The 23,649-nt window shown below is 71.7% G+C and carries 26 protein-coding genes; 14 read left to right on the top strand and 12 right to left on the bottom strand.

Going from position 1 to position 23,649, the window contains the following annotated elements:
* Nucleotides 1–64: 64 nt before the first annotated feature.
* On the bottom strand, nt 65–247 hold the full coding sequence (locus ACIPJI_RS16065) for a hypothetical protein (RefSeq protein WP_005315906.1): 183 nt from the start codon (nt 245–247) through the stop codon (nt 65–67).
* Between the two features lie 130 nt (nt 248–377).
* Here ACIPJI_RS16065 and ACIPJI_RS16070 point away from each other — a divergent pair, with 130 nt between their 5' ends.
* The 5 genes from ACIPJI_RS16070 to ACIPJI_RS16090 all read left to right on the top strand — a co-directional run bounded on the left by ACIPJI_RS16070 (nt 378) and on the right by ACIPJI_RS16090 (nt 5,468).
* Nucleotides 378–824 carry a MarR family winged helix-turn-helix transcriptional regulator gene (locus tag ACIPJI_RS16070; protein WP_402246802.1) on the top strand — a complete coding sequence of 149 codons (447 nt, stop codon included), beginning with the start codon at nt 378–380 and terminating at the stop codon, nt 822–824.
* A 67-nt stretch (nt 825–891) separates the two neighbouring features.
* Nucleotides 892–2,241, top strand: a complete 1,350-nt coding sequence (locus ACIPJI_RS16075; protein ID WP_356618759.1) for an MFS transporter — start codon at nt 892–894, stop codon at nt 2,239–2,241.
* Between the two features lie 171 nt (nt 2,242–2,412).
* A complete protein-coding gene (gene thpR / locus ACIPJI_RS16080) occupies nt 2,413–2,982 on the top strand; it encodes an RNA 2',3'-cyclic phosphodiesterase (RefSeq protein WP_356618757.1) in 570 nt (189 codons plus the stop codon).
* A gap of 206 nt (nt 2,983–3,188) precedes the next feature.
* The gene (locus ACIPJI_RS16085; protein ID WP_402246804.1) at nt 3,189–4,388 is read left to right on the top strand and encodes a PQQ-binding-like beta-propeller repeat protein; all 1,200 of its coding nucleotides are present in this window, start codon (nt 3,189–3,191) and stop codon (nt 4,386–4,388) included.
* 90 nt (nt 4,389–4,478) lie between these two features.
* Nucleotides 4,479–5,468, top strand: a complete 990-nt coding sequence (locus tag ACIPJI_RS16090; protein WP_307707036.1) for an aldo/keto reductase — start codon at nt 4,479–4,481, stop codon at nt 5,466–5,468.
* Nucleotides 5,469–5,520: 52 nt separating this feature from the next.
* On the opposite strand, the gene ACIPJI_RS16095 is transcribed toward ACIPJI_RS16090, so the two are convergent.
* Nucleotides 5,521–6,108, bottom strand: a complete 588-nt coding sequence (locus ACIPJI_RS16095) for a Uma2 family endonuclease (RefSeq protein ID WP_356618752.1) — start codon at nt 6,106–6,108, stop codon at nt 5,521–5,523.
* A gap of 88 nt (nt 6,109–6,196) precedes the next feature.
* Nucleotides 6,197–6,721, bottom strand: coding sequence for a MarR family winged helix-turn-helix transcriptional regulator (locus ACIPJI_RS16100; RefSeq protein WP_402246807.1), 525 nt, complete (start codon nt 6,719–6,721; stop codon nt 6,197–6,199).
* Between the two features lie 23 nt (nt 6,722–6,744).
* Here ACIPJI_RS16100 and ACIPJI_RS16105 point away from each other — a divergent pair, with 23 nt between their 5' ends.
* From ACIPJI_RS16105 to ACIPJI_RS16115, 3 genes are all read left to right on the top strand, one after another.
* Nucleotides 6,745–7,254 carry a carboxymuconolactone decarboxylase family protein gene (locus ACIPJI_RS16105; protein WP_402246809.1) on the top strand — a complete coding sequence of 170 codons (510 nt, stop codon included), beginning with the start codon at nt 6,745–6,747 and terminating at the stop codon, nt 7,252–7,254.
* A 49-nt stretch (nt 7,255–7,303) separates the two neighbouring features.
* On the top strand, nt 7,304–7,720 hold the full coding sequence (locus tag ACIPJI_RS16110; protein ID WP_402246811.1) for an acyl-CoA thioesterase: 417 nt from the start codon (nt 7,304–7,306) through the stop codon (nt 7,718–7,720).
* A gap of 123 nt (nt 7,721–7,843) precedes the next feature.
* The gene (locus tag ACIPJI_RS16115) at nt 7,844–8,758 is read left to right on the top strand and encodes an alpha/beta hydrolase (RefSeq protein WP_356618744.1); all 915 of its coding nucleotides are present in this window, start codon (nt 7,844–7,846) and stop codon (nt 8,756–8,758) included.
* Between the two features lie 7 nt (nt 8,759–8,765).
* On the opposite strand, the gene ACIPJI_RS16120 is transcribed toward ACIPJI_RS16115, so the two are convergent.
* The 4 genes from ACIPJI_RS16120 to ACIPJI_RS16135 are packed head-to-tail and all read right to left on the bottom strand — an operon-like array spanning nt 8,766 to nt 11,972.
* Nucleotides 8,766–9,773: a hypothetical protein gene (locus ACIPJI_RS16120; protein ID WP_402246813.1), complete on the bottom strand. Its 1,008-nt coding sequence runs from the start codon at nt 9,771–9,773 to the stop codon at nt 8,766–8,768.
* 56 nt (nt 9,774–9,829) lie between these two features.
* Entirely contained in the window at nt 9,830–10,585 is a 756-nt protein-coding gene (locus ACIPJI_RS16125) for a class I SAM-dependent methyltransferase (RefSeq protein ID WP_356618740.1), read from the bottom strand.
* 60 nt (nt 10,586–10,645) lie between these two features.
* Nucleotides 10,646–11,329 carry a GDSL-type esterase/lipase family protein gene (locus tag ACIPJI_RS16130; RefSeq protein WP_402246815.1) on the bottom strand — a complete coding sequence of 228 codons (684 nt, stop codon included), beginning with the start codon at nt 11,327–11,329 and terminating at the stop codon, nt 10,646–10,648.
* Between the two features lie 34 nt (nt 11,330–11,363).
* Nucleotides 11,364–11,972 carry a TetR family transcriptional regulator gene (locus ACIPJI_RS16135; protein ID WP_402246817.1) on the bottom strand — a complete coding sequence of 203 codons (609 nt, stop codon included), beginning with the start codon at nt 11,970–11,972 and terminating at the stop codon, nt 11,364–11,366.
* A 96-nt stretch (nt 11,973–12,068) separates the two neighbouring features.
* On the opposite strand from ACIPJI_RS16135, the gene ACIPJI_RS16140 reads away from it, so the two are divergent.
* Nucleotides 12,069–12,908, top strand: a complete 840-nt coding sequence (locus ACIPJI_RS16140) for a class I SAM-dependent methyltransferase (RefSeq protein ID WP_356618734.1) — start codon at nt 12,069–12,071, stop codon at nt 12,906–12,908.
* A 32-nt stretch (nt 12,909–12,940) separates the two neighbouring features.
* On the top strand, nt 12,941–13,915 hold the full coding sequence (locus ACIPJI_RS16145) for a WD40 repeat domain-containing protein (protein WP_402246819.1): 975 nt from the start codon (nt 12,941–12,943) through the stop codon (nt 13,913–13,915).
* Nucleotides 13,916–13,976: 61 nt separating this feature from the next.
* Here the strand turns inward: ACIPJI_RS16145 and ACIPJI_RS16150 are convergent, their stop codons facing one another.
* Nucleotides 13,977–14,738: a TetR/AcrR family transcriptional regulator gene (locus ACIPJI_RS16150; RefSeq protein ID WP_356618730.1), complete on the bottom strand. Its 762-nt coding sequence runs from the start codon at nt 14,736–14,738 to the stop codon at nt 13,977–13,979.
* A 49-nt stretch (nt 14,739–14,787) separates the two neighbouring features.
* On the opposite strand from ACIPJI_RS16150, the gene ACIPJI_RS16155 reads away from it, so the two are divergent.
* Nucleotides 14,788–15,789, top strand: a complete 1,002-nt coding sequence (locus tag ACIPJI_RS16155; RefSeq protein WP_356618728.1) for an ATP-binding cassette domain-containing protein — start codon at nt 14,788–14,790, stop codon at nt 15,787–15,789.
* Entirely contained in the window at nt 15,786–16,619 is an 834-nt protein-coding gene (locus ACIPJI_RS16160; RefSeq protein ID WP_356618726.1) for an ABC transporter permease, read from the top strand. The genes ACIPJI_RS16155 and ACIPJI_RS16160 overlap by 4 nt, the downstream gene beginning before the upstream one ends.
* Here the strand turns inward: ACIPJI_RS16160 and ACIPJI_RS16165 are convergent.
* Nucleotides 16,609–17,247 (bottom strand): Uma2 family endonuclease, encoded by a 639-nt coding sequence (locus ACIPJI_RS16165; protein ID WP_402246823.1) that lies wholly within the window; start codon nt 17,245–17,247, stop codon nt 16,609–16,611. The two genes, ACIPJI_RS16160 and ACIPJI_RS16165, sit on opposite strands and share 11 nt — an antisense overlap.
* Nucleotides 17,248–17,456: 209 nt before the next feature.
* Here ACIPJI_RS16165 and ACIPJI_RS16170 point away from each other — a divergent pair, with 209 nt between their 5' ends.
* Nucleotides 17,457–17,822, top strand: coding sequence for a hypothetical protein (locus ACIPJI_RS16170; protein ID WP_356618722.1), 366 nt, complete (start codon nt 17,457–17,459; stop codon nt 17,820–17,822).
* 70 nt (nt 17,823–17,892) lie between these two features.
* Here the strand turns inward: ACIPJI_RS16170 and serC are convergent, their stop codons facing one another.
* Nucleotides 17,893–19,011: a phosphoserine transaminase gene (gene serC / locus ACIPJI_RS16175; protein WP_307707020.1), complete on the bottom strand. Its 1,119-nt coding sequence runs from the start codon at nt 19,009–19,011 to the stop codon at nt 17,893–17,895.
* A gap of 82 nt (nt 19,012–19,093) precedes the next feature.
* Nucleotides 19,094–19,720 (bottom strand): GTP-binding protein, encoded by a 627-nt coding sequence (locus ACIPJI_RS16180; protein WP_402246825.1) that lies wholly within the window; start codon nt 19,718–19,720, stop codon nt 19,094–19,096.
* Nucleotides 19,721–19,939: 219 nt separating this feature from the next.
* On the opposite strand from ACIPJI_RS16180, the gene ACIPJI_RS16185 reads away from it, so the two are divergent.
* Nucleotides 19,940–22,774, top strand: a complete 2,835-nt coding sequence (locus tag ACIPJI_RS16185; RefSeq protein WP_402246827.1) for an FAD-binding and (Fe-S)-binding domain-containing protein — start codon at nt 19,940–19,942, stop codon at nt 22,772–22,774.
* Nucleotides 22,775–23,132: 358 nt separating this feature from the next.
* Here the strand turns inward: ACIPJI_RS16185 and ACIPJI_RS16190 are convergent, their stop codons facing one another.
* The gene (locus ACIPJI_RS16190) at nt 23,133–23,561 is read right to left on the bottom strand and encodes a pyridoxamine 5'-phosphate oxidase family protein (RefSeq protein WP_307707017.1); all 429 of its coding nucleotides are present in this window, start codon (nt 23,559–23,561) and stop codon (nt 23,133–23,135) included.
* Nucleotides 23,562–23,649: the final 88 nt, after the last annotated feature.

A 23,649-nucleotide genomic window follows, 5' to 3' on the forward strand; every position in this document is an offset into this window, starting at 1 on the left:
CGCGTGATCGTTTCTGCGGGGCCGTTCGGCGGGCCGTCGGGCGGGATCGCCCGCAAGGGGCCCCTCACGTGACGCCGTAGAACTTCTCCGTCTCGTCGACCGCCGCTTTGAAGCGCTCGTCGAAGTCGTCGCGAATGAGCGTCCGGACCACGTAGTCCTGGACGCTCATTTGTCGTTTCGCCGCATGCTGCCGGAGCCGGTCGAGCAGCTCACCGTCCATGCGCAGGCTGAGCACAGTCGATTTCATGCGGTCAGGGTCGCCGGATTCCCGCCGCGGAGGCGTCACTTTCCGGCTGTCTCTCACTCATATGGGTGACACATCTATCGGCCCCGTAACCCACTGGTCTTTAGTCAGGGTAATGAGTTACGCTAACAACATGCCTGACCTGTCCCACGGTACTGACGCAGACGTCGCCGCCGTGAACTCGCTCCGCTCGGCCGTCATGCGGCTGGGCCGCCGCCTGAAGCACCAGCGCGTCGACGAATCGCTGAGCCCCACCGAGATGTCGGTGCTCGGCACACTCGCCCGCTGCGGCTCGGCCACCCCCGGTGAGCTGGCCCGCAAGGAACACGTGCAGCCGCCGTCGATGACCCGCATCGTGGCGCTGCTCGAGGCCAAGGGACTCGTCCGGCTCGAGCCGCACCCCGACGACCGCCGGCAGAAGGTGGTCAGCCGGACCGAACAGGCGGAGACCATGCTCGAGGAGTCCCGCCGCAAGCGGAACGCCTGGCTGGCCTCGCTCGCCGAAGGTCTGGACGAGGCGGAGTGGGCGAAGCTGCGCGAAGCCGCCCCCGTCCTGGAGAAGCTCGCACACCTGCAATGACCGCGGGCGGAAGCGCAGTCCGTCCGCCCGTCCGCCCCACACGCAAGCCCTGAGGAGGCGAACTCTTTTGAGTACGGGATCCGGAGCAGACTCCGCCCCCGCACCGACCGACCCCGACACCCTGTCCACCCGGCCCGACCGCAAGCAGAGCATGTTCAGCTCGCTGAAGATCCGTAACTACCGGCTCTTCGCGACCGGTCAGGTCGTGTCCAACACCGGCACCTGGATGCAGCGCATCGCCCAGGACTGGCTGGTGCTCAGCCTGACCGGATCCGCGTCCGCCGTCGGCATCACCATCGCGCTGCAGTTCCTCCCCATGCTTCTCTTCGGCCTGTACGGCGGGGTGCTCGCGGACCGGCTGCCCAAGCGGCAGCTGCTGCTCGCCACCCAGGCCGCGATGGGCCTCACCGGCCTGGCGCTCGCCGTGCTCACGCTCAGCGGCCACGTCCAGGTCTGGCACGTCTACCTGACGGCGTTCCTGCTCGGCCTCGTCACCGTCGTCGACAACCCGGCCCGGCAGTCGTTCGTCGCCGAGATGGTCGGCCCCGACCAGCTGCGCAACGCCGTCTCCCTCAACTCGGCCAACTTCCAGTCCGCGCGCCTCGTCGGACCCGCCGTGGCCGGTGTACTGATCACCGCCGTCGGCAGCGGATACGCCTTCCTGCTCAACGGCCTGTCCTTCATCGCGCCCATCGCCGGACTGCTGATGATGCGGTCCTGCGAGCTCCACAAGGTCGAGCGCGCCCCGCGCGGCAAGGGTCAACTGCGCGAAGGCCTGCGGTACGTCGCGGGCCGGCCCGAGCTGATCTGGCCGATCGTCCTCGTCGGCTTCATCGGCACCTTCGGCTTCAACTTCCCGATCTGGCTGTCCGCGTTCGTCGACGACGTCTTCCACGGCGACGCCGGTACGTACGGCCTGCTCAACACCCTGATGGCCGCCGGCTCCCTGGCCGGTGCGCTGCTCGCCGCCCGGCGCGGAACCTCGCGGCTGCGGCTGCTGGTCGGCGCCGCGGTGCTCTTCGGAGTGCTGGAGATCGTGACCGCCTTCGCCCCGGCGTTCTGGATCTTCGCGGTGATGATGGTCCCGATCGGCATGTTCGGCCTGACGGTCAACGTCACCGCCAACTCGAGCGTCCAGATGGCGACGGACCCGCTCATGCGGGGCCGCGTGATGAGCCTGTTCATGATGGTCTTCACCGGCGGCACGCCGCTGGGCGCGCCGCTCGTCGGCTGGGTCACCGACACGTACGGCGCACGCGTCGGCTTCGCCGCGGGCGGCGCGGTGGCCGCGGTGGCGGCGGCCGGCGTCGGCGTGATGCTGGCGCGGGTCGGCGGCCTGCGACTGTCGGTCGGCTGGCACCGCGGGCATCCGCAGGTGCGGTTCGTGGCGCGGGAGAGGCTGACGACCGCGGCGTAGCCCGGGGGGCACCTCCCGTGGGCGGCGGACCGGGGGCTCTGCCCCCGGACCCCCGCGCCTCGGACGCCGGCGGGGCTGGAGTTTCCAGGCAGCTCCAGCCCGCCCGGCGATTGGCGCGGGTAGGGGAAAACGCCCCGCGCATCGGAGCCCGCGCGCGGCACACTGAACCCCATGAGACTCTTCGCCGCCGTACTCCCACCCCCCACGGCCGTCGACGAACTCGCCACCGAGGTCGCAGTCCTCCGTCGGCTTCCCGCCGCCGACACGCTCCGCTGGACCGGGCACGCCGGATGGCACTTCACGCTCGCGTTCATGGGGGAGGTCGACGACGAGCTCGTGCCCGAGCTGCGGGAGCGGCTGGCGCGGGCGGCGCGCAGGACGTCGGCGTTTCCGCTGCGGCTGCACCAGGGCGGGCGGTTCGGGCACCGCGCGCTGTGGGTCGGGGCTGCCGGCGGCCTGGAGGAGATGCGGCTGCTGGCCGAGCGGTCGGACGCCGCGGCCCGCCGCGCCGGCGTGAGCATGGAGGAGCACCGTCGCTATCAGGCGCATCTGACGATCGCCCGGGCCCGTGAGGCGGGTGACCTGCGTCCTTACGTGGCGGCGCTGGCCGACTTCGAGGGCACCCCGTGGCAGGTGACCGACCTCGCCCTCGTACGCAGCAACCTGCCGGTCAGCGGGGTGGCGGGTGAGCAGCCCCGGTACGACGTGGTCGGTTCCTGGCCCCTCGGGGGCGCGGGTTAACCTCGACGGGTGAATCCCAAGACCCGAAACCAGATCATGGCCGCGGCGCTGGTGCTGATGTTCGTGATCGTCGCCGTGGCCGCCGCCATCGGCTGACGCGCCCCGCGACCGGCCGGCCGAACACCCAGGTATCCGCCTCCGCGCGGCGCCGGGCCCGCTGCGCCGGGATCCGGGCTCCGAGCGGCTCGCCGTCGAAGGAGCCGTACATGCCGGACGACCAACCGCCGTTGACGATCAGGGCGGGTGACGGGAGCGGCCGGTGGACGCTGCGCGCGCCCGGCGGGACGCTGAGCAGTCCCGTCGTCGTGGGCGACACCGTCCATGTCGTGGTCTCCGACAGCCGGATAGGCGCGGTGGACGCGCACGGGGGCCGGATCCGCTGGTGCAGCGAGGAGCTGAGAAACCCGGACGGCGAAGGCATCGTGCGCGCCACAGGGACGGTGGTCGTCCCTGTGAACCGGGACTACGAGCGCAGCGGATTCGTCGGCCTGGACGCGGAGACGGGCGAGGTGCGGTGGAAGCGCCGCAGGAGCCGGCTGCGGCAGGCCGCGGCGGCCGGTTCGGCCGTCGTGCTGTGGAACGACGAGGACGGCGGTCAGATCACCGGCGTCGACGCCTCGACCGGTGAGACCCTCTGGGAGGACGAGTTCGGCAGGATCTACGGCCTGCTGGTGCGGGGCGGGACCGTGATCCTCGACACCGCGGGCTTCCGCGCCCTCGACGCCCGTACCGGCGACGAGTTGTGGCAGAACGGCTACGGCGATCTGCTCGGGCAGGGTGAGGAGGCCGACGCGGCTCTGTTCCACACCTGGGGCGCCGGCAGCCTCTGCGTGCGGGCGACGGACACGGGCGAGGTGCTGCGCCGGACCTCGTTCCCGAAGCGTGTGGTGAAGCGCCTCGGCCCCCCGCCCGCCCTGGTCGACGGCGGCCGGGTGCTGTTCTCCCAGGCCCTCGGGCGCCGGATCCGGCTTTTCGCCTGGTCGGGCAGGGACCGGGCGGAGCCCCTGATAGGCGTGCGGCTGGGGCTCGGCCGCTTCACCTCGTTCTCGCAACCCGCTGTGTGCGTGGGCGACCGGGTGTACGCGACGACCTGGCGGCACCGGCTGTACGTCGCCGAGACCGGCGGACGGCGCGGCCTGCGGCGACTGCGCCTGGCCGCCCCTGACGGCCGTGCGGTGCGCCCGCGGGAGATGGCGGCCGGCCACCGGCACGTGTTCGTCTCCGACGGGGACATGGTCGGGGCCGTCCGCGACGGCCGGCTGCTGTGGGCGGCGGCGGCAGCGGGCGTGTGGGCCGAACGGCCGGTGCCGCTGGGAACCGACCGGGTGCTGTTCCTTGCCGCGAGCCGGGACCGGACCGGGGGTCTCCTGCACTGCGCGGACGCGGAGACCGGCCGCCGGGTCTGACCACGCCGCCGGGTGTCCCTGCCTCGAGACCCGTCCTTGCGCGAAGTGGTCCTTGCTTCGAGCGTGCTCGAAGGCGTTGGCTTGGACGTCATGAAGTACACGCAGCTCGGACGCACCGGACTCAAGGTCAGCCGACTCGTCCTCGGCACAATGAACTTCGGCCCCCAGACCGACGAGGCCACGAGCCACAGCATCATGGACTCGGCCCTCGACGCGGGCATCAACTTCTTCGACACGGCCAACGTCTACGGCTGGGGCGAGAACAAGGGCCGCACCGAAGAGATCATCGGCAGCTGGTTCGCCAAGGGCGAGGGCCGCCGTGACAAGGTCGTGCTCGCCACCAAGGTGTACGGGAACATGGGCACGGACGGCGAGGTCTGGCCCAACCACGACAAGCTCTCGGCGCTCAACATCCGCCGCGCGGTGGACGCTTCGCTCAAGCGCCTGCAGACCGACCACATCGACCTCTACCAGTTCCACCACATCGACCGGCGCACCCCGGTCGAGGAGATCTGGCAGGCCATCGACGTACTGATCCAGCAGGGCAAGATCCTCTACGCGGGTTCCTCCAACTTCCCCGGCTGGAAGATCGCCCAGACCAACGAGACCGCCCGCCGTCTCGGTTCGCTGGGCCTGGTCAGCGAGCAGTGCCTGTACAACCTGGCCGAGCGCCGTGCCGAGATGGAGGTCATCCCGGCCGCCCAGGAGTACGGCCTCGGCGTCATCCCCTGGTCGCCGCTGCACGGCGGACTGCTCGGCGGGGTGCTCAAGAAGGAGAACGAGGGCTCCCGGCGGGCGACCGGCCGCAGCGCGGACGCGCTGGCCAACACGGCCGTACGGGAGAAGGTGCAGGCGTACGAGAACCTGCTCGACAAGCACGGCCTGGAGCCCGGTGAGGCGGCGCTCGCCTGGCTGCTGACCCGTCCGGGCGTGACGGGCCCGATCGTCGGCCCGCGCACGGCGGAGCAGTTGGAGTCGGCGCTGCGGGCGGTGGAGCTGGAGCTGAGCGAGGAACTGCTCACGGGCCTCGACGAGATCTTCCCGGGGCCGGGCCCCTCCCCGGAGGCGTTCGCCTGGTGAACCTCGGCCGCCGCTCCCTGCCGGGGGGCGGCGGCCCACGCCCGGCGCGGGCTCACTCGCGGGGGAAGTCGGCGGTGGTGAGCGTGAGACCGACGGGGGTACCGGTGAGATCGAGGTCCGTGCCGAAGACGACGGTCGTCTCCGTCGCGTAGTCGCCCTCCTTCGGGGCGGTGTAGAGGTGGCACTTGCGCTGGTACGGGTCGGCTACCAGGTAGGCGGGGACCCCCGCCGCGGCGTACGCGGCCTTCTTGGGGCCGTAGTCGTTGTGCCCTGTGCCCTTGGAGACGACCTCGGCCACGAACTCGACGTCCTGGTGGCGCCAGCGGCCCGCTGCGTCCTTCTCGGCCCCGTCCCTGATCTTGGCGACATCGGGAGCGAAGCCGTTCAGCGTCCCGGGAAAGTCGATCCGTACGTCCGACGTCACCGTGACGTCCATGCCGAAGCGGTCCTCGAGCGCCCGCACGATCCGGCGAATGATCTGCCAATGAATGTCCCTTTGCGGCGACATGAAGATGGCCCCCTCGACGATCTCGACCTTGAATCCCTCGGGGGCGGACTCGAGCCACTGGAACATCTCGTCCAGGGTGCGTTCGTCGCTGTTCTCGGCCATTTCGATCCTGCGCTCGTCCAAGGCGGTCATCGTGGCGCTCCTCCCCGGCTGCCGCTCGAACGAGTGCAGCCGCGCGGTACAACGATACTCACAGTGACCGGTCACCACCCCGGAACGGTCAGGCGCCGCCCAGCCAGCCCGCCGCGTCCAGGCGGATGCTGCCCGGCGGGGTGACTGTGCGCAGGGCGGATTCGAGGTCGCGCAGGCGGTCGGGGCCCATCGCCCGCGCCCATTCCGCGCGCAGTTCGTCGAAGATCGCCGCCGAGCGGGCGAGCGCGTCGAAGCCGTGCGGGGTGAGGCGGATCAGTTTGCGGCGGGCGTCCGCCGGGTCGTCGGCGCGTTCCGCGTAGCCGAGGGAGAGCAGCCGGTCGATGGTCTTGCCGGCCGCCTGTTTGGAGACGCCGAGACGACGGCCGAGGTCGCTGGCGGTGGCCCCTTCCGCGCCGATGGCCTGCATGGCGAAGCCGTAGGCGGGCCGTACGTCGGGGTGGCCCTGCTCGGCCAGTTCGGCGTGCAGCTTGTCGATGAGCGAGCGGAACCCGGCGAAGAGGAGCAGGGGCAGCTCGTATCCGGGCGGGTCGGCAATCGCCTTGCGCTGTTCGACAACCTGGTTTACGTTTTCAGGGAGCGGTTCGTCAACCATGTTGTCCATTGTAGGAGTCGGCCATGTTCACCGAGCACACCCTGGAATCCGCCCCGCCCGCGTCCCGCCGTGCCATGGAGGCCACCACCAAGCGGCTCGGCCGTCTGCCGCCGGCGGTCGCCAGGCTGGCGGAGTCGCCGCACCTGCTGGAGGGCTTCCTCAGGTTGAGCGCCGCGTTCGAGACGACGACGCTCGACCCGGTCGCCCGTGAGGTCGTCGTCATGACGGTCGCCGCGCGCAACGAGTGCCATGTGTGCGTGGCCATGCACACGGGGAAACTGCGCACGCTCGGTGCGGACGAGGAGCTGATCGCGGTGCTTTCCGAGCAGCGTGTGCTGCCCGACGAACGGCTCGAGGCGGTGCGGCAGTTCACCCTCGAGGTGTTCCGTACCGCCGGCGCCGTCGGCGACGAGGAGCTGCGCGACTTCCTGGCGCACGGCTTCACCTCGCAGAACGCGCTGGAGGTCGTCATGGGTATCGGCACCTACACGATGTCGACGTTCGCCAACCGGCTGACGCGGGCCGCGCTCTGAGGTTCTTGCCGACGGGAATACCGGACCGGACCTCGCGGTTGCCGTCGGCATGACCTTCTTCGCCGACGTGACCGTGCGGGGCTACGAGCTCGACACGCAGGGCCATCTGAATCAGGCCGTCTATCTGCAGTACGCCGAGCACGCGCGCTGGGAACTGCTGCGCGCCGCCGGCCTGCCGCAGGAGAAGCTGCTGGCGAGCGGCGTGGGACCGGTCGCGCTCGAGGTGACGGTCAAGTTCCTGCGCGAGCTGCGCGGCGGCGACCAGGTGCGGGTGACCTGCCGGTTCGTCTACTCGGAGGGCAAGACCTTCGCGGTCGAGCAGCAGATCGTCAAGGACGACGGCACGATCGCCGCGGAGATCTCCGGCGTCGCGGGCATGCTCGACCTCTCGACCCGCAGGCTGATCGCCGACCCGCGCGCACACCTCGCGGCCCTGGCCGACAACCCGGACCTGCTCACCGGCTGACGGCGAAGGCGTGGACCCGGCCCCACCCCGGCCGGGGAAGCACCCTCCAGGTCTCTCGGCGGAACCGTCGCCCGCCCGGATTCGTTGGCGCAAGCGCCGGTTGCGAGATCTGGAGGGGAAGTCGTGGACGACGCGGTGGTCAAGGCCGTCGGAGCGCTGGTGCCGGGCGGGGCGTCGCGCGGCGAACTGGACCGCCACGGGCGGACGTTGCGCTGGATCGAAGCGGGCGAGGGCGCGCCGGCGGTCGTGCTGGACGCGCCGAGCGCCGGGTCGTCGATGATGTGGACGTCGGTGCTGGCGCCCCTGGCCCGCTGCACCCGAGTGATCGCGTACGACCGGGCGGGGCTCGGCTTGAGCGACCCGGTCCCCCGGCTCACGCTCGACTCGGCCGTCGAGGACCTGGCCGCGCTGCTCGCCCGAGCCGGCGGCGGCCCGTGCGTCCTGGTCGGCAACAGCTGGGGCGGCCAGCTGGCCGAGCTGTTGGCGTGGGCCGAACCGGACCTGGTGGCGGGGCTCGTGCTGCTCGACCCTTCGCACGAGGAGTTCCAGCCGTGGGCCGGCCGGATGGCCGAAGGGGCGTACGCGCGTCAGCTGGCGGTGCGTACGTCTCTCCGGCTCACCGGCCGGTCGAGACACCGCGATGCCGTGCGCGAGGCATCCCGCGCGACCGACGACCCGCGGGTGCGGGAGCTGCTGGTCGCCGCCTGGCTCGCCGCCTCCGGAAGCCGGCAGCAGGTGCGTACCGCCGTCGACGAGTACCGCATGATCGTCAAGGCCACCCCCGAGATCCGGCGCCGCCGCGCGGCGTCGAGGCTGCCTGACGTGCCCGTGACGGTCCTCAGCGCGAGCCGGGGGATGCCGCAGGGTATGAGACGTCGGTGGACCGAGCTGCAGAAATCCGTCGCCGCGTCCGTGGCGGGCGGGGAGCACACGGTGGTTCCGGCCGCGGGTCACTACATCCAAAGCAGCAGACCGGACGTCGTCACCCAGGCGGTGCTCGCTGTTCTGGAGCGGGCCAGGCCCACTCGCGGTGGCTGAGTGGGTTTCAGCCCGGGAGCTTCAGGTCCGTGCAGCCGCGTTGCCCGGCCGAGCGTTCGGCGAAGCCCTTGAGAGCCGCGCGGGCGAAGTCGTCGACGCCCCCGGGGGCGTAGACCGTGCTGGAGATCGTGAAGACCGCGCGGGCGCTGGTCCCGGGGCACTCGGCGGTGGCCCAGAGGAAGTCGCTGCCGTTCCGGCCCGCGTCCCGGCCGGGCTCGTCACCCGGGTACCAGGCCTGTGCGAAGGGGCCGAAGTGGGCGCGGACCTGGAACAGCTCCTCTGCACGGGCCTTGGTCTCGCCGAGCACGCAGCTCTCCGTCACCAAGGAGTCCGCCGTCGGCGTCTCCTTGATCCAGTGGACGGTGTCCATGTCGCGCATCGGGATGCCGGCGCACGTTCCGTGCGTCTCGAAGCGGGACTTCTCCTCCGGCTCCGCGGCGACGGGAGGTATCCGGCCGCCGGGCTCCGCCTCGCAGTTCCAGTGCTCGGCCGCCCTGACCGCGGTGGCCGCGGCGAGCTCGGCGGTGGTGCGTCCCGCCACCGCGCTGCCGCGGCCGGCCGTGTGGACGACGACGGACGCGTCCTTGTTGCCGCAACTCAGGACCACGGCGGTGCTGTCGAGGTCGGTGTAGCCGTGCCAGCCGCCGCCCAGCGACATCGGCAGGGTTCCCGTCCTGCTCGAGCGCAGCTCGTCGAACACGCCGCGGGCGCCGTCGTCGTCCCGGGCGGATTCAGGGATCAGGGCGATGGTGAGCGTCTTGTTCCCGACCACGCAGAACTCGTAGCCGTCGGACCCGCCGTGGTGCACGTCGTTCGGCAGTCCCTCATCCGTGTCGTAGCCGGTGAAGAGGGCCGACTCCTCGGGCGGGATCAGCCCCTGGCAGTACGTCGCCAGCTTGTCCTCGTAGCGCCAGCGCTTGCCCGTGTCGCTGAGCCGGTACCAGCCGTAGCCGGCGACGACGGCGAGTGCCAGCGGCAGCGCCACGTACAGCGCCAGACGGCGTATGACGGTCATCTGCGTGATCTCCCCGGTTCGGCGCCCAGCGGCACCGTACCGCGGACCCTCCGGCGTCAGCCGCGCGGGCGCCGGGCCTCGATCAGGAGGCGGTTGGAGTGGGCCACGAACGGCCCGTGGCGCTCGATGAAGTCATGGAGGGATGCGAGCCGGTCGCGGTACGCGTCCACGGTGAAGCCCGGGACGATCCAGATCACCTTGCGCAGGAAGTGGACCACTGCGGCGATGTCGTGAAACTCCATCCGCAGCGCTTCCTGGCGCAGGTCGACGACGTCCAGGCCGGCGGCCTCCGCGGCCGTGACGGTCGTGAACGGGCTGCGTGACGGGTCGACGGGCTGCGGGCCCATCAGGAAGTCGGTGAGCTCGCGGACCGAGCCGTCGCCCACGGCCTGCGAGAGGTACGTGCCGCCGGGGCGCAGGACGCGGTGGACCTCGTCCCATCGGGTGCTCACCGGGTGGCGGCTGACGACCAGGTCGAAGTGGGCCGGGGGGTACGGCAGGTCGGCCGAGTCGCCGACGTGGACGACCGTCGCGCCGAGCCTGGCGAGGTTGCGCCGGGCGATCTCCAGGTTCGGCGGCCAGGACTCCGTCGCCGCCAGCACCGGCGGGGCGGCGGGGATCGAGGCGAGGACCTCGCCGCCGCCGGTCTGGATGTCGAGGACCGCCTCGGCCTTCGGCACCCGCTCGGCGAGGAGCTTCGCGTAGCCCCAGGAGGGGCGCTGCTCCGTCGCGCGGCCGGCGAACCAGGAGAAGTCCCAGCCTTCGGTGGGGACGGCTTCGCCTTCGGCGACGAGGTCTTCGAACGTGGACATACGGGCAGGGTCGCAGCCGGGGGAGAGGCCCGCACCCGGTTTTCCCGCGGGGAGGGCCGCTCAGGCGGCGACGCTGTACGCCCCGCCCAGTCCCCACGCCTGGTGCATCGCCGTCGCGAACGCCCCGGCCAGTTTGATCTCGCCGCTCGGGCCGGGGTGGGTGCCGTCGTAGGTGTCGGTGTCGATGTCGTACGACGGCGGGTGCGAGGCCAGCAGGAGCGGGGACGCGGACGTGTCCAGGTCGGCCACCGCCTTGGCGAGCAGGTCGTTGAACCGGTCGCACTCGGCGGCGAAGGGCCGGTCGGACCGGGCGCGGATGTTCGGGATGACCGGGAGCATGACGATCCGCACGCGCGGGTTGGCCAGGCGGGCCTGCGCGATGAACTCCCGTACGTTCCGGGCGGTCTGGTCGCTGTCCGTGTAGAAGCCGAGGTCTATCAGGCCCAGCGAGACCAGGAGGACGTCGGCCCCTTCCGCGGCGACCGTCTCGCGGATCAAGGGGGCCATGTGCAGCCAGCCCTCGCCCCAGCCGGCCAGGTGGCGGCGGGCGGGTCCGGGGAAGCCGGGGTCGGCGTACCGATGGGACACGGGGGCGTTCTCCTGCGTGTCGTACAGCTCGTGGCGCGGGCCGACGATCTCGAAGGGCTCACCGAGGGCGGAGAGGTGCTGCCACATCCGGTAGCGCCAGGTGAAGTCGCCGGCGCGTCCGATGGTCATGGAGTCGCCGACGAACATCAATCGCATGGTCGACATCATGGCCGAACTCACCGGTAACTCGTCACTGGTCCGCGATGTGAGGCCCGCCACCCGCCAGCGCCGTGACCAGTCGCCGGATCTGCTCATGGGGGTCGGGGGTGCCCGGGTGACTCGTCATCAGCAGGTGGTGGACCGTGCCGACGAGCGCGAGGGCGACGGCCTCCGCGTCGAGCCGGCCGTCGAGGCGGCCGAGGCGCTGTTCGGCCCGCAGGTACGCGGTGACCGCCTCCTGGACGGTGGTGAAGCCCGGTGCGCCCGCCGCCATCGCCTCCCGGAAGCGGATCGCGACTCCGGGGCGGGTGAGGGCCAGCCCGGAGACGGTCGGTCCCGTGGAGGTGAACAGCGCGGTGGCGACATCGGTGAGGTTCGCGGTGACGGTGTCCTCGCCCGCCCGTGAGGGGAGCCGGTCCGCCAGGGCGGCCGTACGGGCGAGCCGGTCGAGGACCAGTTCGGCGACGAACTCGTCGAGCCCGCCCGCGAAGTGCGCGTGCAGCAGCCCCTTCGAGCAGCCCGCCTCCTCGGTGACGGCCCGGCTGGTCAGGGCGCCGGGGCCGCTCTGGGCCACGACTCGCTCCGCCGCGGCGAAGAGGCGTTCGCGGGCGTCGGGGACGGCTACTCCACGGGGTGACATCCAGGGCCTTCCGGGTCTTCTGCGGGTTGCGATGGACAGAATGGGCACACGCCCATACTGTTTGGGCATACGCCCATTCTAGCGGGAGGCAGCGCCGTGGAACACATCGTGAACACAGAGCAGGAGCAGGCCTGGAACGGGTACGAAGGCACCCACTGGGCCCGCAACCAGGACCGCTGGGACGCCGTCAACGAGGGCTTCGACGAGGCCCTGCTCACCGCCGCCGCCGTCGCCCGCGAGGACTCGGTCCTCGATGTCGGCTGCGGCGCCGGCGCCACCACCAGGCTCGCCGCCCGCCGCGCGGCCGACGGGCACGCCACCGGCGTGGACCTGTCCCGGCCGATGCTGGAGCGCGCCGGTGAGTCCGCACGCGCCGAACACCTCGGCAACGTGACCTTCGAGCACGGCGACGCCCAGGTCCACCCCCTCGCGGGCCGCGGCTTCGACGTGGCGATCAGCCGCTTCGGCGTGATGTTCTTCGCCGATCCGGTGGCCGCCTTCGCCAACATCGGCGGTGGCCTGCGCGGTGGCGGCCGGGCGGCGTTCCTCGTCGCCGGCGGGGACGGCAACGAGTGGATCGAGGCGCTGGCCGGCCTGCGGGACATGCTTCCGATGGGCGGTTTCGGGGCCACCGGCGGGCCCGGCATGTTCTCCCTGGCCGATCCCGGTCGCGTCCGCGAGGTCCTGACGGCCGCCGGGTTCACCGGCGTCACCGTCGATCCCGCCGAGGCCTACGGGAGGTGGGGACGTGACGCCGAGGACGCCACCGCGTTCCTCATGGGCTCCGGACCGGGCCGCCATCTGCTGAGCCAGGTCGACGAGGCGACCGGCGAGCGGGCCCGGCGTCGACTCACGGACATCCTGCGGCCGTACGAGAAGGACGGAGCCGTCCGGCTGCGCAGCACGGCGTGGCTGGTCACCGCCGTACGCCCGTAGGAGCCGCCCGGCGGGGATGGCAGGCTTGGGGCATGCGTTCGCTTCCGTACGTCACCGGCCTGGCGGCCGCTCTCGTGCTCGCCGCCGCCTGCCCCGTCGCCGCCGCCGACGGCGGGTCCGAAGGGTTCACGATCAAGGACCCGCGGATCACCGAGTCCAGCGGGCTCGCGGCGAGCCGGGCGCACCCCGGGATCTACTGGACGCACAACGACCAGGACCAGCCGCGGATCTTCGGCGTCGACTCGGCGACGGGCGAGACGGTGGCGACGATCACCATGCGCGGCGTCGGCGAGCCGAGGGACATGGAGGCGATCTCCGTGGGCCCCGACGGCAACATCTACGTCGGCGACATCGGCGACAACCTCGACGGCAGCTGGGACCACGTCTGGATCTACCGCTTCCCCGAGCCGGAGCGGCTGCGCGACCAGACCGTCACCGCCACCCAGTTCGACGTGAAGTACGCGGACGGCGCCCGCAACGCCGAGGCGCTGATGGTGCATCCGAAGACCGGCCGCGTCTACATCGCCTCCAAGAACGAGGACGGCGGCGGCCTCTACGAAGGCCCGGCCACGCTCGACGCCAAGGCCACCAACGTCTTCCGGCGGATCGGGGAGGTGCCGTGGGTGACCGACGGCGCCTTCTCGCCGGACGGCACGGAGCTGGTGCTCCGCTCCTACTTCAGCGCCCGCGGCTACGAGTGGAAGGACGGCCGCCTCGGGGCCGACCACCGGGTGCGCGCGCCGATCCAGGGCCAGTCGGAGTCGGTGACGTACACGACGGACGGCACGGCGCTGATGATCGGCACCGAGGGGGAGCAGAGCCCCGTCGAGCGGGTGGCGGTCGAGAGGGAACCGGGCTCCGGCGGCGAGGCGAAGAGCCCCGGCGCGCCGGCGGACGGCGGGAAGGCCGCCGGGAACGACGAGAAGGGTGACGTCACCACGTACGGCCTGCTCGTGCTCGGCGGCGGCGCGGTGCTGGTCCTCGCGCTGCGCCGGCGCCGGGGCTGAGGCGTCCGGCGGCGGGCCGGGCGGGACCTCCCGCGACCGGCTCTTGGCGGCCTGCCGCGGGTCAGGCGTCCTTCGCCCGCGCCCGGACCAGTGTCTCGAACCCGTCGACCAGGCGTTCCAGGCCGAAGGTGAAGTGGTCGAAGTCCGAGGTGAAGGCGTCCTCCGAGAGATGCGCCAGGGTCGGGTACTCGCCGCTGACCATGGCCTTCGACAGGAACGGCTCCTGATCGCGCCAGAACTCCTCCTCGCTCTGCCCCGTCTGCTTCGCCGCCTCCGCGGCCTCGATCTCCATGCGTGCGATGCCGGTGACGAAGCTCTGCACCGCGATGATCACCGAGATCAGCTCCGGGTCCTTCAGCCGCATCTCCCGCAGCGCGAACAGGGAGACGTCCAGCCCCCGTACGGCGCTGGGGCCGAGGACCGTACGTGACTGGTTGACCTTCAGGAGCCAGGGGTGCGCCCGGTAGAGATCGAGGTAGGCGCGGCCCATCGCGCGTACGGCGTCCTGCCAGGTGTCGGACTCCGGCGGGTGCGCGTCGTTCTCCAGGGGCTCGCCCGTGACGCGGTCGAGCATCAGGTCGAGCAGCTCGGCCTTGCCGGGGACGTAGCGGTAGAGGGACATCGTGCCCGTACCCAGCGCGGTGGAGAGGCGGCGCATCGAGACGGCGGCAAGGCCCTCCGCGTCGGCGATCTCGATCGCGGCGCTGACGATCCGGTCGAGGGTGAGGCCCGGCTTGGGGCCGCGTGAGGGTCGCTCGCCGGTGCCCCAGAGCAGTTCGAGGCTGCGCGAGACGTCTTTGCTGCCGCTCGTCTCAGTCGTCATGGGGTCAGCGTAATCGCCTGGACAGAAACTGAGTACGGTGTACTCTCATATGGGTACACCGTACTCAGTTAGCTCGTCTCGGAGGGGCTCAGTGGACGAATACGCCGTTTCGGCAGAAGGACTCGAGAAGCGGTACGGGGACAAACGGGCCCTCGACGGCTTCGATCTCGCCGTGCGCCAGGGCACCGTGCACGGCCTGCTCGGGCCGAACGGCGCCGGGAAGACGACCGCGGTGCGGGTCCTCGCGACCCTGCTGCGGTTCGACGGCGGCCGGGCGCGGGTGGCCGGCGTCGACGTGCGGCGCGACCCGCGGCAGGTGCGCCGGCGCATCGGTCTCACCGGCCAGTACGCGGCGGTCGACGAGGTGCTGACCGGCCGGCAGAACCTGGAGATGTTCGGCCGCCTCTTCCATCTCGGCGGCAGGCGCGCGGCGTTGCGGGCCACCGAACTGCTGGCGCAGTTCGACCTGGTGGAGGCCGGCGACAAGGGCGTCGGCAAGTACAGCGGCGGAATGCGCCGCCGGCTCGACCTCGCCGCGTCGATGATCCTCGCACCCGATGTGCTGTTCCTCGACGAACCGACGACCGGACTCGACCCGCGTTCGCGCGGCGAGGTCTGGGACGCGGTGCGCCGGCTCGTCGCAGGCGGCACGACCGTCCTGCTCACCACCCAGTACCTCGAGGAGGCCGACCGGCTCGCCTCCCGCATCACCGTCATCGACCAGGGCCGGGCCATCGCCGACGACACGCCCGACGGGCTGAAGAACAGGGTCGGCGGCGACCGCATCGAGGTGGTCGCCCGCGAGGCGGCCGACCTCCCGGCGATCGCCAAGACCGTGGCCCGGGTCGCCGACACCGACCCGACCACCGAGGAACTTGAACGCCGGGTCCACGCACCGGTGACCGACCGGGTCGCGGCCCTCACCGAGGTCGCCCGCACCCTTCAGGACGAACGGATCCCCGTGGAGGACATCGGGCTGCGCAGGCCCAGCCTGGACGACGTGTTCCTGCGCCTGACCGGACACGGCACGCAGACCGAGGAGGCGGCGTGAGTACGACGGACCTGGTGGACCTGACCCTCGACGACAGGCACGGGCGCGCCTACTGGGCGGTGGCCGACTGCTGGAACGTGGTCCGGCGCGGGCTGACCTACTACCGGCGCCAGCCGGTCCTCATCGCCTGGCAGCTCGGCTTCCCGATCATCTCCGTGCTGCTCTACGGCTATGTCTTCGGCGGCGCGATGAAGTCGCCCGACGGCGGCAGCGTCCGTGACTTCCTGATGCCGGGCATGTTCGCCATGACGATGGCCTTCGGCTTCATGAACACGGCGATGGCAGTGGTCACCGACGCGACGAAGGGTGTGATCGACCGCTTCCGGTCGATGCCCATGGCGCCCTCCGCCGTCGTCACCGGGCGGGGTGTCAACGACCTGATCGTCGCCTGCGCCGAGCTGACGATCCTCGCGGCGACCGCCTTCGCGATGGGCTGGCGCACGGACGCCGGCCCGGTGAAGGCACTCGCCGCGTTCGCGCTGCTGCTGCTCCTGCGGTTCTGCCTGATCTGGGTGGGCATCCTGCTCGGCCTGCTCGTCCCCACCCCGGAGGCGGCCGGCGGCCTGTACGCGGTGGCCTTCCCGCTGACCATGATCTCGAGCGTCTTCGTGCCGCCGTCGACGATGCCGGACTGGCTGGGCACCATCGCCGCCTGGAACCCGATCTCCTCCACCGCCGCGGCGGCCCGCGAACTGTTCGGGAACCCGGTGGCGAGCGACGGCAGCTGGATCCAGGAGCACTCGCTGCTCATGGCGGTGGTGTGGCCGATCATCGTCACGGCGGTCTTCGCACCGCTCGCGGTACGGCGCTTCCAGCGGCTCAGCCGCTGACGTCGTCGGACCGGCGAGGCGCCCCGGCCTTCAGCAGCTCGGCCGCGTCGAGCTTCACCTCGGCACCGATCGAGGCGGGGAGGGCGATCTGCTGGCCGGGCGCGTAGACCTCATGGCTGTCGTACTCGCTGGTGAGCGGGTTGGTGAGCACGTGGATCCTGGTGTGCTTGCGGTCGACGATCACATAAACGGGGACCTTCGCCTGGGCGTAGGCGATGGCCTTGTTCCGGAGGTCGTTGCGGTAGTTGCTGGAGGTGACCTCGACGACGAGCCGGAAGACGGCGGGGTCGTAGCAGTTGTACTCGATCAGATGGTCCTCGAAGTCCGCATCGACCAGGGCAAGGTCGGGGATGGTGTAGTCCTCGGGTCCATCGGGGAGCCAGAGTCCGACGGCCTGGAGGATCACCGTCTCTCCGCCGTGCAGCCCGGCTGACACGAAGGGCAGCATCAGCTGGGTGAGTGTCCTGGCGTGGGCGCCGTCCGGGGGCGGGGTCACGGTGAGGATGCCTCCGATGATCTCGACGCGATGACGGGGAAGCAGCTCGATGAGGCGATCCGCCTCTTCGAGCAGCGTCGGCGGCTCGCCGTCACAGGGGTCACAGGGGTGCTCGACTGCTGCGGCAGACATGCGGGCCTCCTGGTGGCTGGTGTCGAGAGCATCATCGTAGGACGCGGCACCCACCGGCGTCCGTCAGGCGGAGCGCCACACCATCGAGCGATCATGCGCCGGGCCGGTTGCCGGCGCGGTTCCGGCCGCCTCGACCGTGGGGGTCGCCGGGGCGAGACTGGAAGAGGCCGGGGAACGCGAGTCGACCGGTCCCGGCCGTGGAGGCAATCATGACCGCGACCACGCGCGAGGAGACCCCCGTCGTACTCGAGGGCGGCGGTGTGGAGCTGAGGGTGAAAGACGCCGGCGGCGGCCTGTCCGTCGCCTTCGTCCACCTGCCCAAGGGCACGGACATGGGGCCCGCGCTCAAGGGGATGCCCGGGGACCTGTGCCAATGCCCCCACTGGGGATTCCTGGTGAACGGCCGGATCAGGATGAGGACCGCTTCCGGTGAGGAGACCTACGAGGCGGGCCAGGCGTACTACTGGGCGCCCGGCCACGCTCCGGAGGCTCTGGAGGACACCGATCTGATGGAGTTCTCGCCGACGACGGAGTTCACCGAGGTGCTCGACCACATCAAGGCGCAGTCGGGGTGAGGGCGCGGCCACGCCGGTACGGCGAAGGGCCCGGCGGTGTCCGCCGGGCCCTTCGCCGTTCGGTTCGCTGCTACAGCTTCTCGATCACGTAGTCGATGCACGCCGTCAGCGCCTCGACGTCCGCCGGGTCGATCGCCGGGAACATCGCCACGCGCAGCTGGTTGCGGCCCAGCTTGCGGTACGGCTCGGTGTCGACGATGCCGTTCGCGCGCAGCGCCTTGGCGACCGCGGACGCGTCGATCTCGTCGGCGAAGTCGATCGTGCCGATGACCTGCGAGCGCTTCGCCGGGTCGACGACGAACGGGGTCGCGTACTTGGACGCCTCCGCCCAGCCGTACAGGGTGCGCGAGGAGGTCGCGGTGCGGCGGACCGACCAGTCGAGGCCGCCCTGGCCGTTGATCCACTTCAACTGCTCGTTCAGCAGGAAGAGGGTGGCCAGCGCCGGGGTGTTGTACGTCTGGTTCTTCAGCGAGTTGTCGATCGCCGTCGGCAGCGAGAAGAACTCCGGGACGTGCCGGCCGGAGCCGTGCACGCGGGCCGCGCGCTCGAGGGCGGCGGGGGAGAAGACGCCGATCCACAGGCCGCCGTCGGAGGCGAAGGACTTCTGGGGGGCGAAGTAGTAGACGTCCGTCTGCGCGATGTCGACCGGCAGGCCGCCCGCGCCGGAGGTGGCGTCCACCAGGACCAGCGCGCCGTCGTCGGCGCCGGCGACCCGCTGGATCGGGGCGGCGACACCGGTGGAGGTCTCGTTGTGGGTGAAGGCGTAGACGTCGACGCCCTGCTCCGCCTGCGGCTCCGGGTGGGTGCCGGGGTCGGAGGAGATGACCGTCGGGTCCGCCAGCCACGGCGCCAGCTTGGCGGCCTTGGCGAACTTGGAGGAGAACTCGCCGAACGACAGGTGCTGGGACTTGTTCTCGATCAGGCCGTGGGTCGCGATGTCCCAGAAGGCGGTGGATCCGCCGTTGCCGAGGATCACCTCGTATCCCTCGGGGAGGGAGAACAGCTCGCGCACGCCGTCACGGACCTCGCCGACCAGGTTCTTGACCGGGGCCTGGCGGTGGGACGTGCCGAGGAGGGAGGTGCCGGTGGCGGCCAGCGCGTCCAGCGCCTCCGTACGCACCTTGGAGGGGCCCGCGCCGAAACGGCCGTCGGCGGGCTTGATGTCAGCGGGAATCTGGATATCAGCCACGTTCGGAGCGTATACCGGTCCGGCCGCACGACGGGGACACGGTCCGGCGGCTGAGACGGTGCGAGTGCGCCCCACCGCCAGGTCAGACACCGTGGCCGCTGTCGAGTGCGTGCAGATGTTCCACCAGGGCGATCAGCACGAACTTGCTGGACGAGTGGTCCCTGGCGTCGAACTCGACCAGCGGCACGCCGGCGGGGAGGGCGAGCGCGGCACGGATCTCCTCCTCCGAACGGAAGGGACCGCCGAAGTCGTTGACGGCGATGATGAACGGCGTGCCGTGGTGCGTCAGGCGGTCGATCGCGTACCAGGCGTCGGTGAGGGCCCGGGTGTCGACGAGGACGACGGCGCCGGTGGTACCGCGGAGCAGCCGGTCCCAGAGGAAGCGGAAACGTTCCTGTCCGGGGGTGCCGAACAGATACAGGACCCTCTGCTCGTCGATCGTGATGCGGCCGAAGTCCAGGGCGACCGTCGTCGCCGTCTTGGCCGGGACCCGTACCCCGGCGTCACTCACGGGGGTGGCCGCGCTCATCACCGCCTCCGTGTGCAGCGGACGGATCTCGCTGACCGAACGCACCATCGTCGACCGGCCGGCGCCGAAGCCACCGACCACAGCGATCTTGAGCGCGCAGAAGTCAGCGCCGCCGTCCGCGGGGGCGTCCGCGCCCGCGAGCGCGCTTCCGGGGGTCGCCCGGGTCGTGGCGCGGGTCATCGTTTCTCGGAGGTGCCGGTCATCGAGTGGTGCCTTCCGGGGTGACGGGGGGCGCAACTGGAGCCGCTGCTTCCTGGCGAAGTCGTCGTCACTATAGGAGGGTTGACGATCAGTTGGGGAAGGTCGTGGCGCTTCCCACTTCACGGAGGGCGCACAACGTGTGCAAGTGACACGTTTCCTGCCGGTGCGTCGGCGGCCGGAGGAGTCATTCTGGAGCGCATGGCTGAACACACCAGGGATACGGGAGAACTGGCCCGCGCGCTCAAGGCCGCCGTCGTCGGTGAAGTGGACTTCTCGGCCGCCGCCCGGGCCCTGACGACCATGGACGCCTCGAACTACCGGCGCGTCCCGGTCGGTGTCGTCGCCCCCCGCGACGCCGACGACGTGGCCGCGGTGCTCGAGGTGTGCCGGCACCACGGCGTCCCCGTAGTGCCCCGCGGCGGCGGCACCTCCATCGCAGGACAGGCCACCGGCACCGGTGTCGTCCTGGATTTCACCCGCCACATGAACAAGGTCCTGGCCGTCGACCCTCAGGAGCGGACCGCCCGCGTGCAGCCCGGAGTCGTACAGGCCCGGCTGCAGGACGCCGTACGGGGACACGGCCTGCTCTTCGGCCCTGATCCGTCGACGCACAGCCGCTGCACGCTCGGCGGGATGATCGGCAACAACGCGTGCGGATCCCACTCCGTCGCCTGGGGGACCACCGCCGACAACGTCGACGCCCTGTCCGTCCTCACCTACGCCGGCACCCGCCACCGGCTGGCCCGGGGCGGCCCGCCGCACGACGCCCCGCCCGGCCTGACCGACCTCGTCGACCGCAACCTCGCCCTGCTGCGCACCGGCTTCCCCGACGCCATGCCGCGCCGCATCTCCGGCTACGCGCTCGACGCGCTGCTGCCGGAGAAGGGCACCGACCTCGCTCGCGCCTTCTGCGGCAGCGAAGGGACCCTCGCCGTGCTCACGGAGGCGACCGTGCGGCTCGTGGCAGCCCCGGCGGCCCGGGCGCTGGCCGTCATCGGTTACCAGGACGAGAGCGCCGCCGCACAAGCCGCCGCCGGCCTCCTGCCCCACGGCCCGCTGACCGTCGAAGGCATGGCGGAGGACCTGGTGCCCGCCGGCCACGGCCTGCCGCGCGGCGGGGCATGGCTGTTCGTCGAGACGGGCGGCGACAGCGCCGCGCAGGCGCGGGACCGGGCGGAGCGGATCATGCGGGCCGCCGACGCCCTCGACGGCACGGTCGTCGACGACCCGGCCGCCGTCCGCGCCCTGTGGCGGCTGCGGGAGGACGCGTCGGGCACCGCGACCCGGCGGGCCGACGGCGGCGAGGCGTGGCCCGGCTGGGAGGACTGCGCCGTGCCGCCCGCCCGCCTGGGCGCCTATCTGCTCGACTTCCGTGCCCTGCTGGCGGAACACGGCCTGCGCGGCACCCCCTACGGGCACTTCGGCGACGGCTGCGTCCATGTCCGCATCGACTTCGACCTGTTGAGCAAGGAGGGCGTCCGCCGCTTCCGCGCGTTCTCCGAACAGGTCGCCTCCCTGGTCGTCGCCCACGGCGGCTCCCTGTCGGGCGAACACGGCGACGGCCAGGCCCGGGCCGAACTGCTGCCCAAGATGTACGGGGACGAACTGGTGGGCCTCTTCGGCCGGTTCAAGGACCTGTGGGACCCGGCCGGCGGCATGAACCCGGGCATGCTGGTACGCCCCGCCCCGCTGGACGCGAACCTGCGCTTCGCCGTGCTTCCCGCCCGGCCCGTCGACGTCGCCTTCGGCTACCCGAACGACGGCGGTGACTTCGCGGGCGCGGTGCGCCGCTGCGTCGGCGTCGCCAAGTGCCGCACCGAGGACGCCGCCGCGGGCGGCGGCCTGATGTGCCCCTCGTACCGGGCCACCGGCGAGGAGCGGCACTCCACCCGGGGCCGGGCGCGGCTGCTGCACGAGATGCTCGCCGGGGAGATCGTCACCGACGGCTGGCGCTCGCCCGAGGTACGTGACGCGCTCGACCTGTGCCTGTCCTGCAAGGGCTGCCGGAGCGACTGCCCGGTCGGCGTCGACATGGCCACGTACAAGGCCGAGTTCCTGCACCACCACTACGCGGGACGCCGCCGCCCCGCCGCCCACTACGCCATGGGCCGTCTCCCGCAGTGGCTGCGGGCCGCCGCGCCGCTCGCCCCGCTGCTGGGTGCAGCAGTCCGGGTGCGGCCGCTGGCCGCGCTCGCCAAACGGCTCGGTGGCATCGCGCCGGAACGGGACCTGCCGCGCCTGGCGCCGGAAACGTTCCGCCGGTGGCTGCGCGACCACATGGGCGCACGGGCCGAAGTGCTGGAGAAGGGCCGGACGGCCGTGCTGTGGCCGGACACCTTCACCGACCACCTCTCACCGTCCGCCGGGCGGGCCGCGGTACGCGTCATGGAGGCGGCGGGCATCGGGATCGTGCTGCCGCCCGGCCGGGTCTGCTGCGGGCTCACCTATGTGTCGACGGGACAGCTCGACCGGGCACGCACGACCATGCGCCACACGCTCGACGTCGTCGAGCCGCTGCTCGAACTCGATGTGCCCGTCGTCGTGCTGGAGCCGAGCTGTGCGGCCGCCCTCAAGACCGACCTGCCCGAGCTGCTCGGCGACGATCCGAGGGCGGCCCGGCTGGCGGCGTCGGTGCGGACCTTCGCACAGACCCTGGAGGAGTGCGCCCCCGATTGGGAACCGCCGTGGATCGACCGCCCGGTGGCGGGCCAGACCCACTGCCACCAGCACGCGGTCCTCGGCGACGCGGCGGAACGCCGCCTGCGTGCACGGGCGGGCCTTCAGGGCGCCTTGAGCGGAGGCTGCTGCGGCCTCGCGGGCAACTTCGGTTTCGAGAAGGGGCATTACGAGGTGTCTGTGGCGTGCGCGGAGGAGCAGTTGCTGCCCGCCGTACGTGCGGCCGCCGCGGGAACCGAGCTGCTGGCCGACGGCTTCTCCTGCCGCACCCAGCTCGAACAGCTCGCCGGCCGCCGGGCCCGGCACCTCGCGGAGGTATTGGCGGAGGGCCTGGACGAGGGACCGGTCACGAAGTGACAGCCCGTATCCGGCAGGATGGGCGGCCGGCCAGGAAGGAGCGGATGCCATGCGCAAGAGCGTCGGGCGGACCGACGTCGTGGGTCTGCTGGCACGGTCCTGCGCGGCCCTGCTCCTGGTCGCCCTGGTGGGGCAGCTGCTGGTGTCCGCGATCGCGGTGGACCAGGTCGACCCGGCGGACAAGGGCCTCGGGTCGCTCCTCGTCTCGTTGCTGCGGGGCGGAACGGCCGGCGCGCTCGGCGCGGCGAAATGCGTCGCGGCCGTCCTGCTCCTGGTGGTGGCCGGACGCGGCGCCAAGGCGGCCGTGAGGCGCCTTGTGGGCCGCCGGCGGACGAGGGACGCGGGGAGGACGGGCGTCTCAGCCGAGCTGCGCGGCGGAGACCTCGACGACATGGGGCGGCTCCTGGGTGAAGTCGCTGTACCGCACCCACGTCGGGCGGACCCGCACATGGGTGATCCCCGGCCAGGAGAGCCGGTCCCGGCCGTCCGGGTACACGCGGAAATAGCACTCCTGGAGGCGCGTGAGCTCGGCGCCGGCGGGGAAGTCCGCGAGCCCCTCGATCTGCACGGTGATCGCGTCGTCCCAGCCGATCACGAGGGCGATACGCGGGTCGGCCCGCAGGTTGAGGCTCTTGCGGGTCGTCTCGACGGTGTCGAAGACGATCTCGAGGTCGTCGCTGACGGCGAATCCGACGACCGCCGCCTGAGGTGATCCGTCCGGTGCGGCCGAGGCCTGGACCGCGAGCCTGTTCCTGCGGAGGAACCACACCAGCTCGTCGCGCTTCATACGACCTGCCTATCACGGGCCGCTCCGGGCGGCTCGGCGCTCTCCTCCTGGAAGGCCGGCACCCCGGTCCGTCCCGCCCGGGCGGTGC

The sequence above is a fragment of the Streptomyces sp. NPDC086835 genome (assembly GCF_044745705.1).
Lineage (GTDB): Bacteria > Actinomycetota > Actinomycetes > Streptomycetales > Streptomycetaceae > Streptomyces.

What these genes read in the sequence shown, in the direction of transcription:
- ACIPJI_RS16065 (WP_005315906.1), bottom strand. Translation starts at nt 247, where the DNA reads ATGAAATCGACTGTGCTCAGCCTGCGCATGGACGGTGAGCTGCTCGAC.
- ACIPJI_RS16070 (WP_402246802.1), top strand. Translation starts at nt 378, where the DNA reads ATGCCTGACCTGTCCCACGGTACTGACGCAGACGTCGCCGCCGTGAAC.
- thpR (WP_356618757.1), top strand. Translation starts at nt 2,413, where the DNA reads ATGAGACTCTTCGCCGCCGTACTCCCACCCCCCACGGCCGTCGACGAA.
- ACIPJI_RS16085 (WP_402246804.1), top strand. Translation starts at nt 3,189, where the DNA reads ATGCCGGACGACCAACCGCCGTTGACGATCAGGGCGGGTGACGGGAGC.
- ACIPJI_RS16090 (WP_307707036.1), top strand. Translation starts at nt 4,479, where the DNA reads ATGAAGTACACGCAGCTCGGACGCACCGGACTCAAGGTCAGCCGACTC.
- ACIPJI_RS16095 (WP_356618752.1), bottom strand. Translation starts at nt 6,108, where the DNA reads ATGACCGCCTTGGACGAGCGCAGGATCGAAATGGCCGAGAACAGCGAC.
- ACIPJI_RS16100 (WP_402246807.1), bottom strand. Translation starts at nt 6,721, where the DNA reads ATGGTTGACGAACCGCTCCCTGAAAACGTAAACCAGGTTGTCGAACAG.
- ACIPJI_RS16105 (WP_402246809.1), top strand. Translation starts at nt 6,745, where the DNA reads ATGTTCACCGAGCACACCCTGGAATCCGCCCCGCCCGCGTCCCGCCGT.
- ACIPJI_RS16110 (WP_402246811.1), top strand. Translation starts at nt 7,304, where the DNA reads ATGACCTTCTTCGCCGACGTGACCGTGCGGGGCTACGAGCTCGACACG.
- ACIPJI_RS16120 (WP_402246813.1), bottom strand. Translation starts at nt 9,773, where the DNA reads ATGACCGTCATACGCCGTCTGGCGCTGTACGTGGCGCTGCCGCTGGCA.
- ACIPJI_RS16125 (WP_356618740.1), bottom strand. Translation starts at nt 10,585, where the DNA reads ATGTCCACGTTCGAAGACCTCGTCGCCGAAGGCGAAGCCGTCCCCACC.
- ACIPJI_RS16130 (WP_402246815.1), bottom strand. Translation starts at nt 11,329, where the DNA reads ATGCGATTGATGTTCGTCGGCGACTCCATGACCATCGGACGCGCCGGC.
- ACIPJI_RS16135 (WP_402246817.1), bottom strand. Translation starts at nt 11,972, where the DNA reads ATGTCACCCCGTGGAGTAGCCGTCCCCGACGCCCGCGAACGCCTCTTC.
- ACIPJI_RS16145 (WP_402246819.1), top strand. Translation starts at nt 12,941, where the DNA reads ATGCGTTCGCTTCCGTACGTCACCGGCCTGGCGGCCGCTCTCGTGCTC.
- ACIPJI_RS16150 (WP_356618730.1), bottom strand. Translation starts at nt 14,738, where the DNA reads ATGACGACTGAGACGAGCGGCAGCAAAGACGTCTCGCGCAGCCTCGAA.
- ACIPJI_RS16155 (WP_356618728.1), top strand. Translation starts at nt 14,788, where the DNA reads ATGGGTACACCGTACTCAGTTAGCTCGTCTCGGAGGGGCTCAGTGGAC.
- ACIPJI_RS16165 (WP_402246823.1), bottom strand. Translation starts at nt 17,247, where the DNA reads ATGTCTGCCGCAGCAGTCGAGCACCCCTGTGACCCCTGTGACGGCGAG.
- ACIPJI_RS16170 (WP_356618722.1), top strand. Translation starts at nt 17,457, where the DNA reads ATGACCGCGACCACGCGCGAGGAGACCCCCGTCGTACTCGAGGGCGGC.
- ACIPJI_RS16180 (WP_402246825.1), bottom strand. Translation starts at nt 19,720, where the DNA reads ATGACCCGCGCCACGACCCGGGCGACCCCCGGAAGCGCGCTCGCGGGC.
- ACIPJI_RS16185 (WP_402246827.1), top strand. Translation starts at nt 19,940, where the DNA reads ATGGCTGAACACACCAGGGATACGGGAGAACTGGCCCGCGCGCTCAAG.
- ACIPJI_RS16190 (WP_307707017.1), bottom strand. Translation starts at nt 23,561, where the DNA reads ATGAAGCGCGACGAGCTGGTGTGGTTCCTCCGCAGGAACAGGCTCGCG.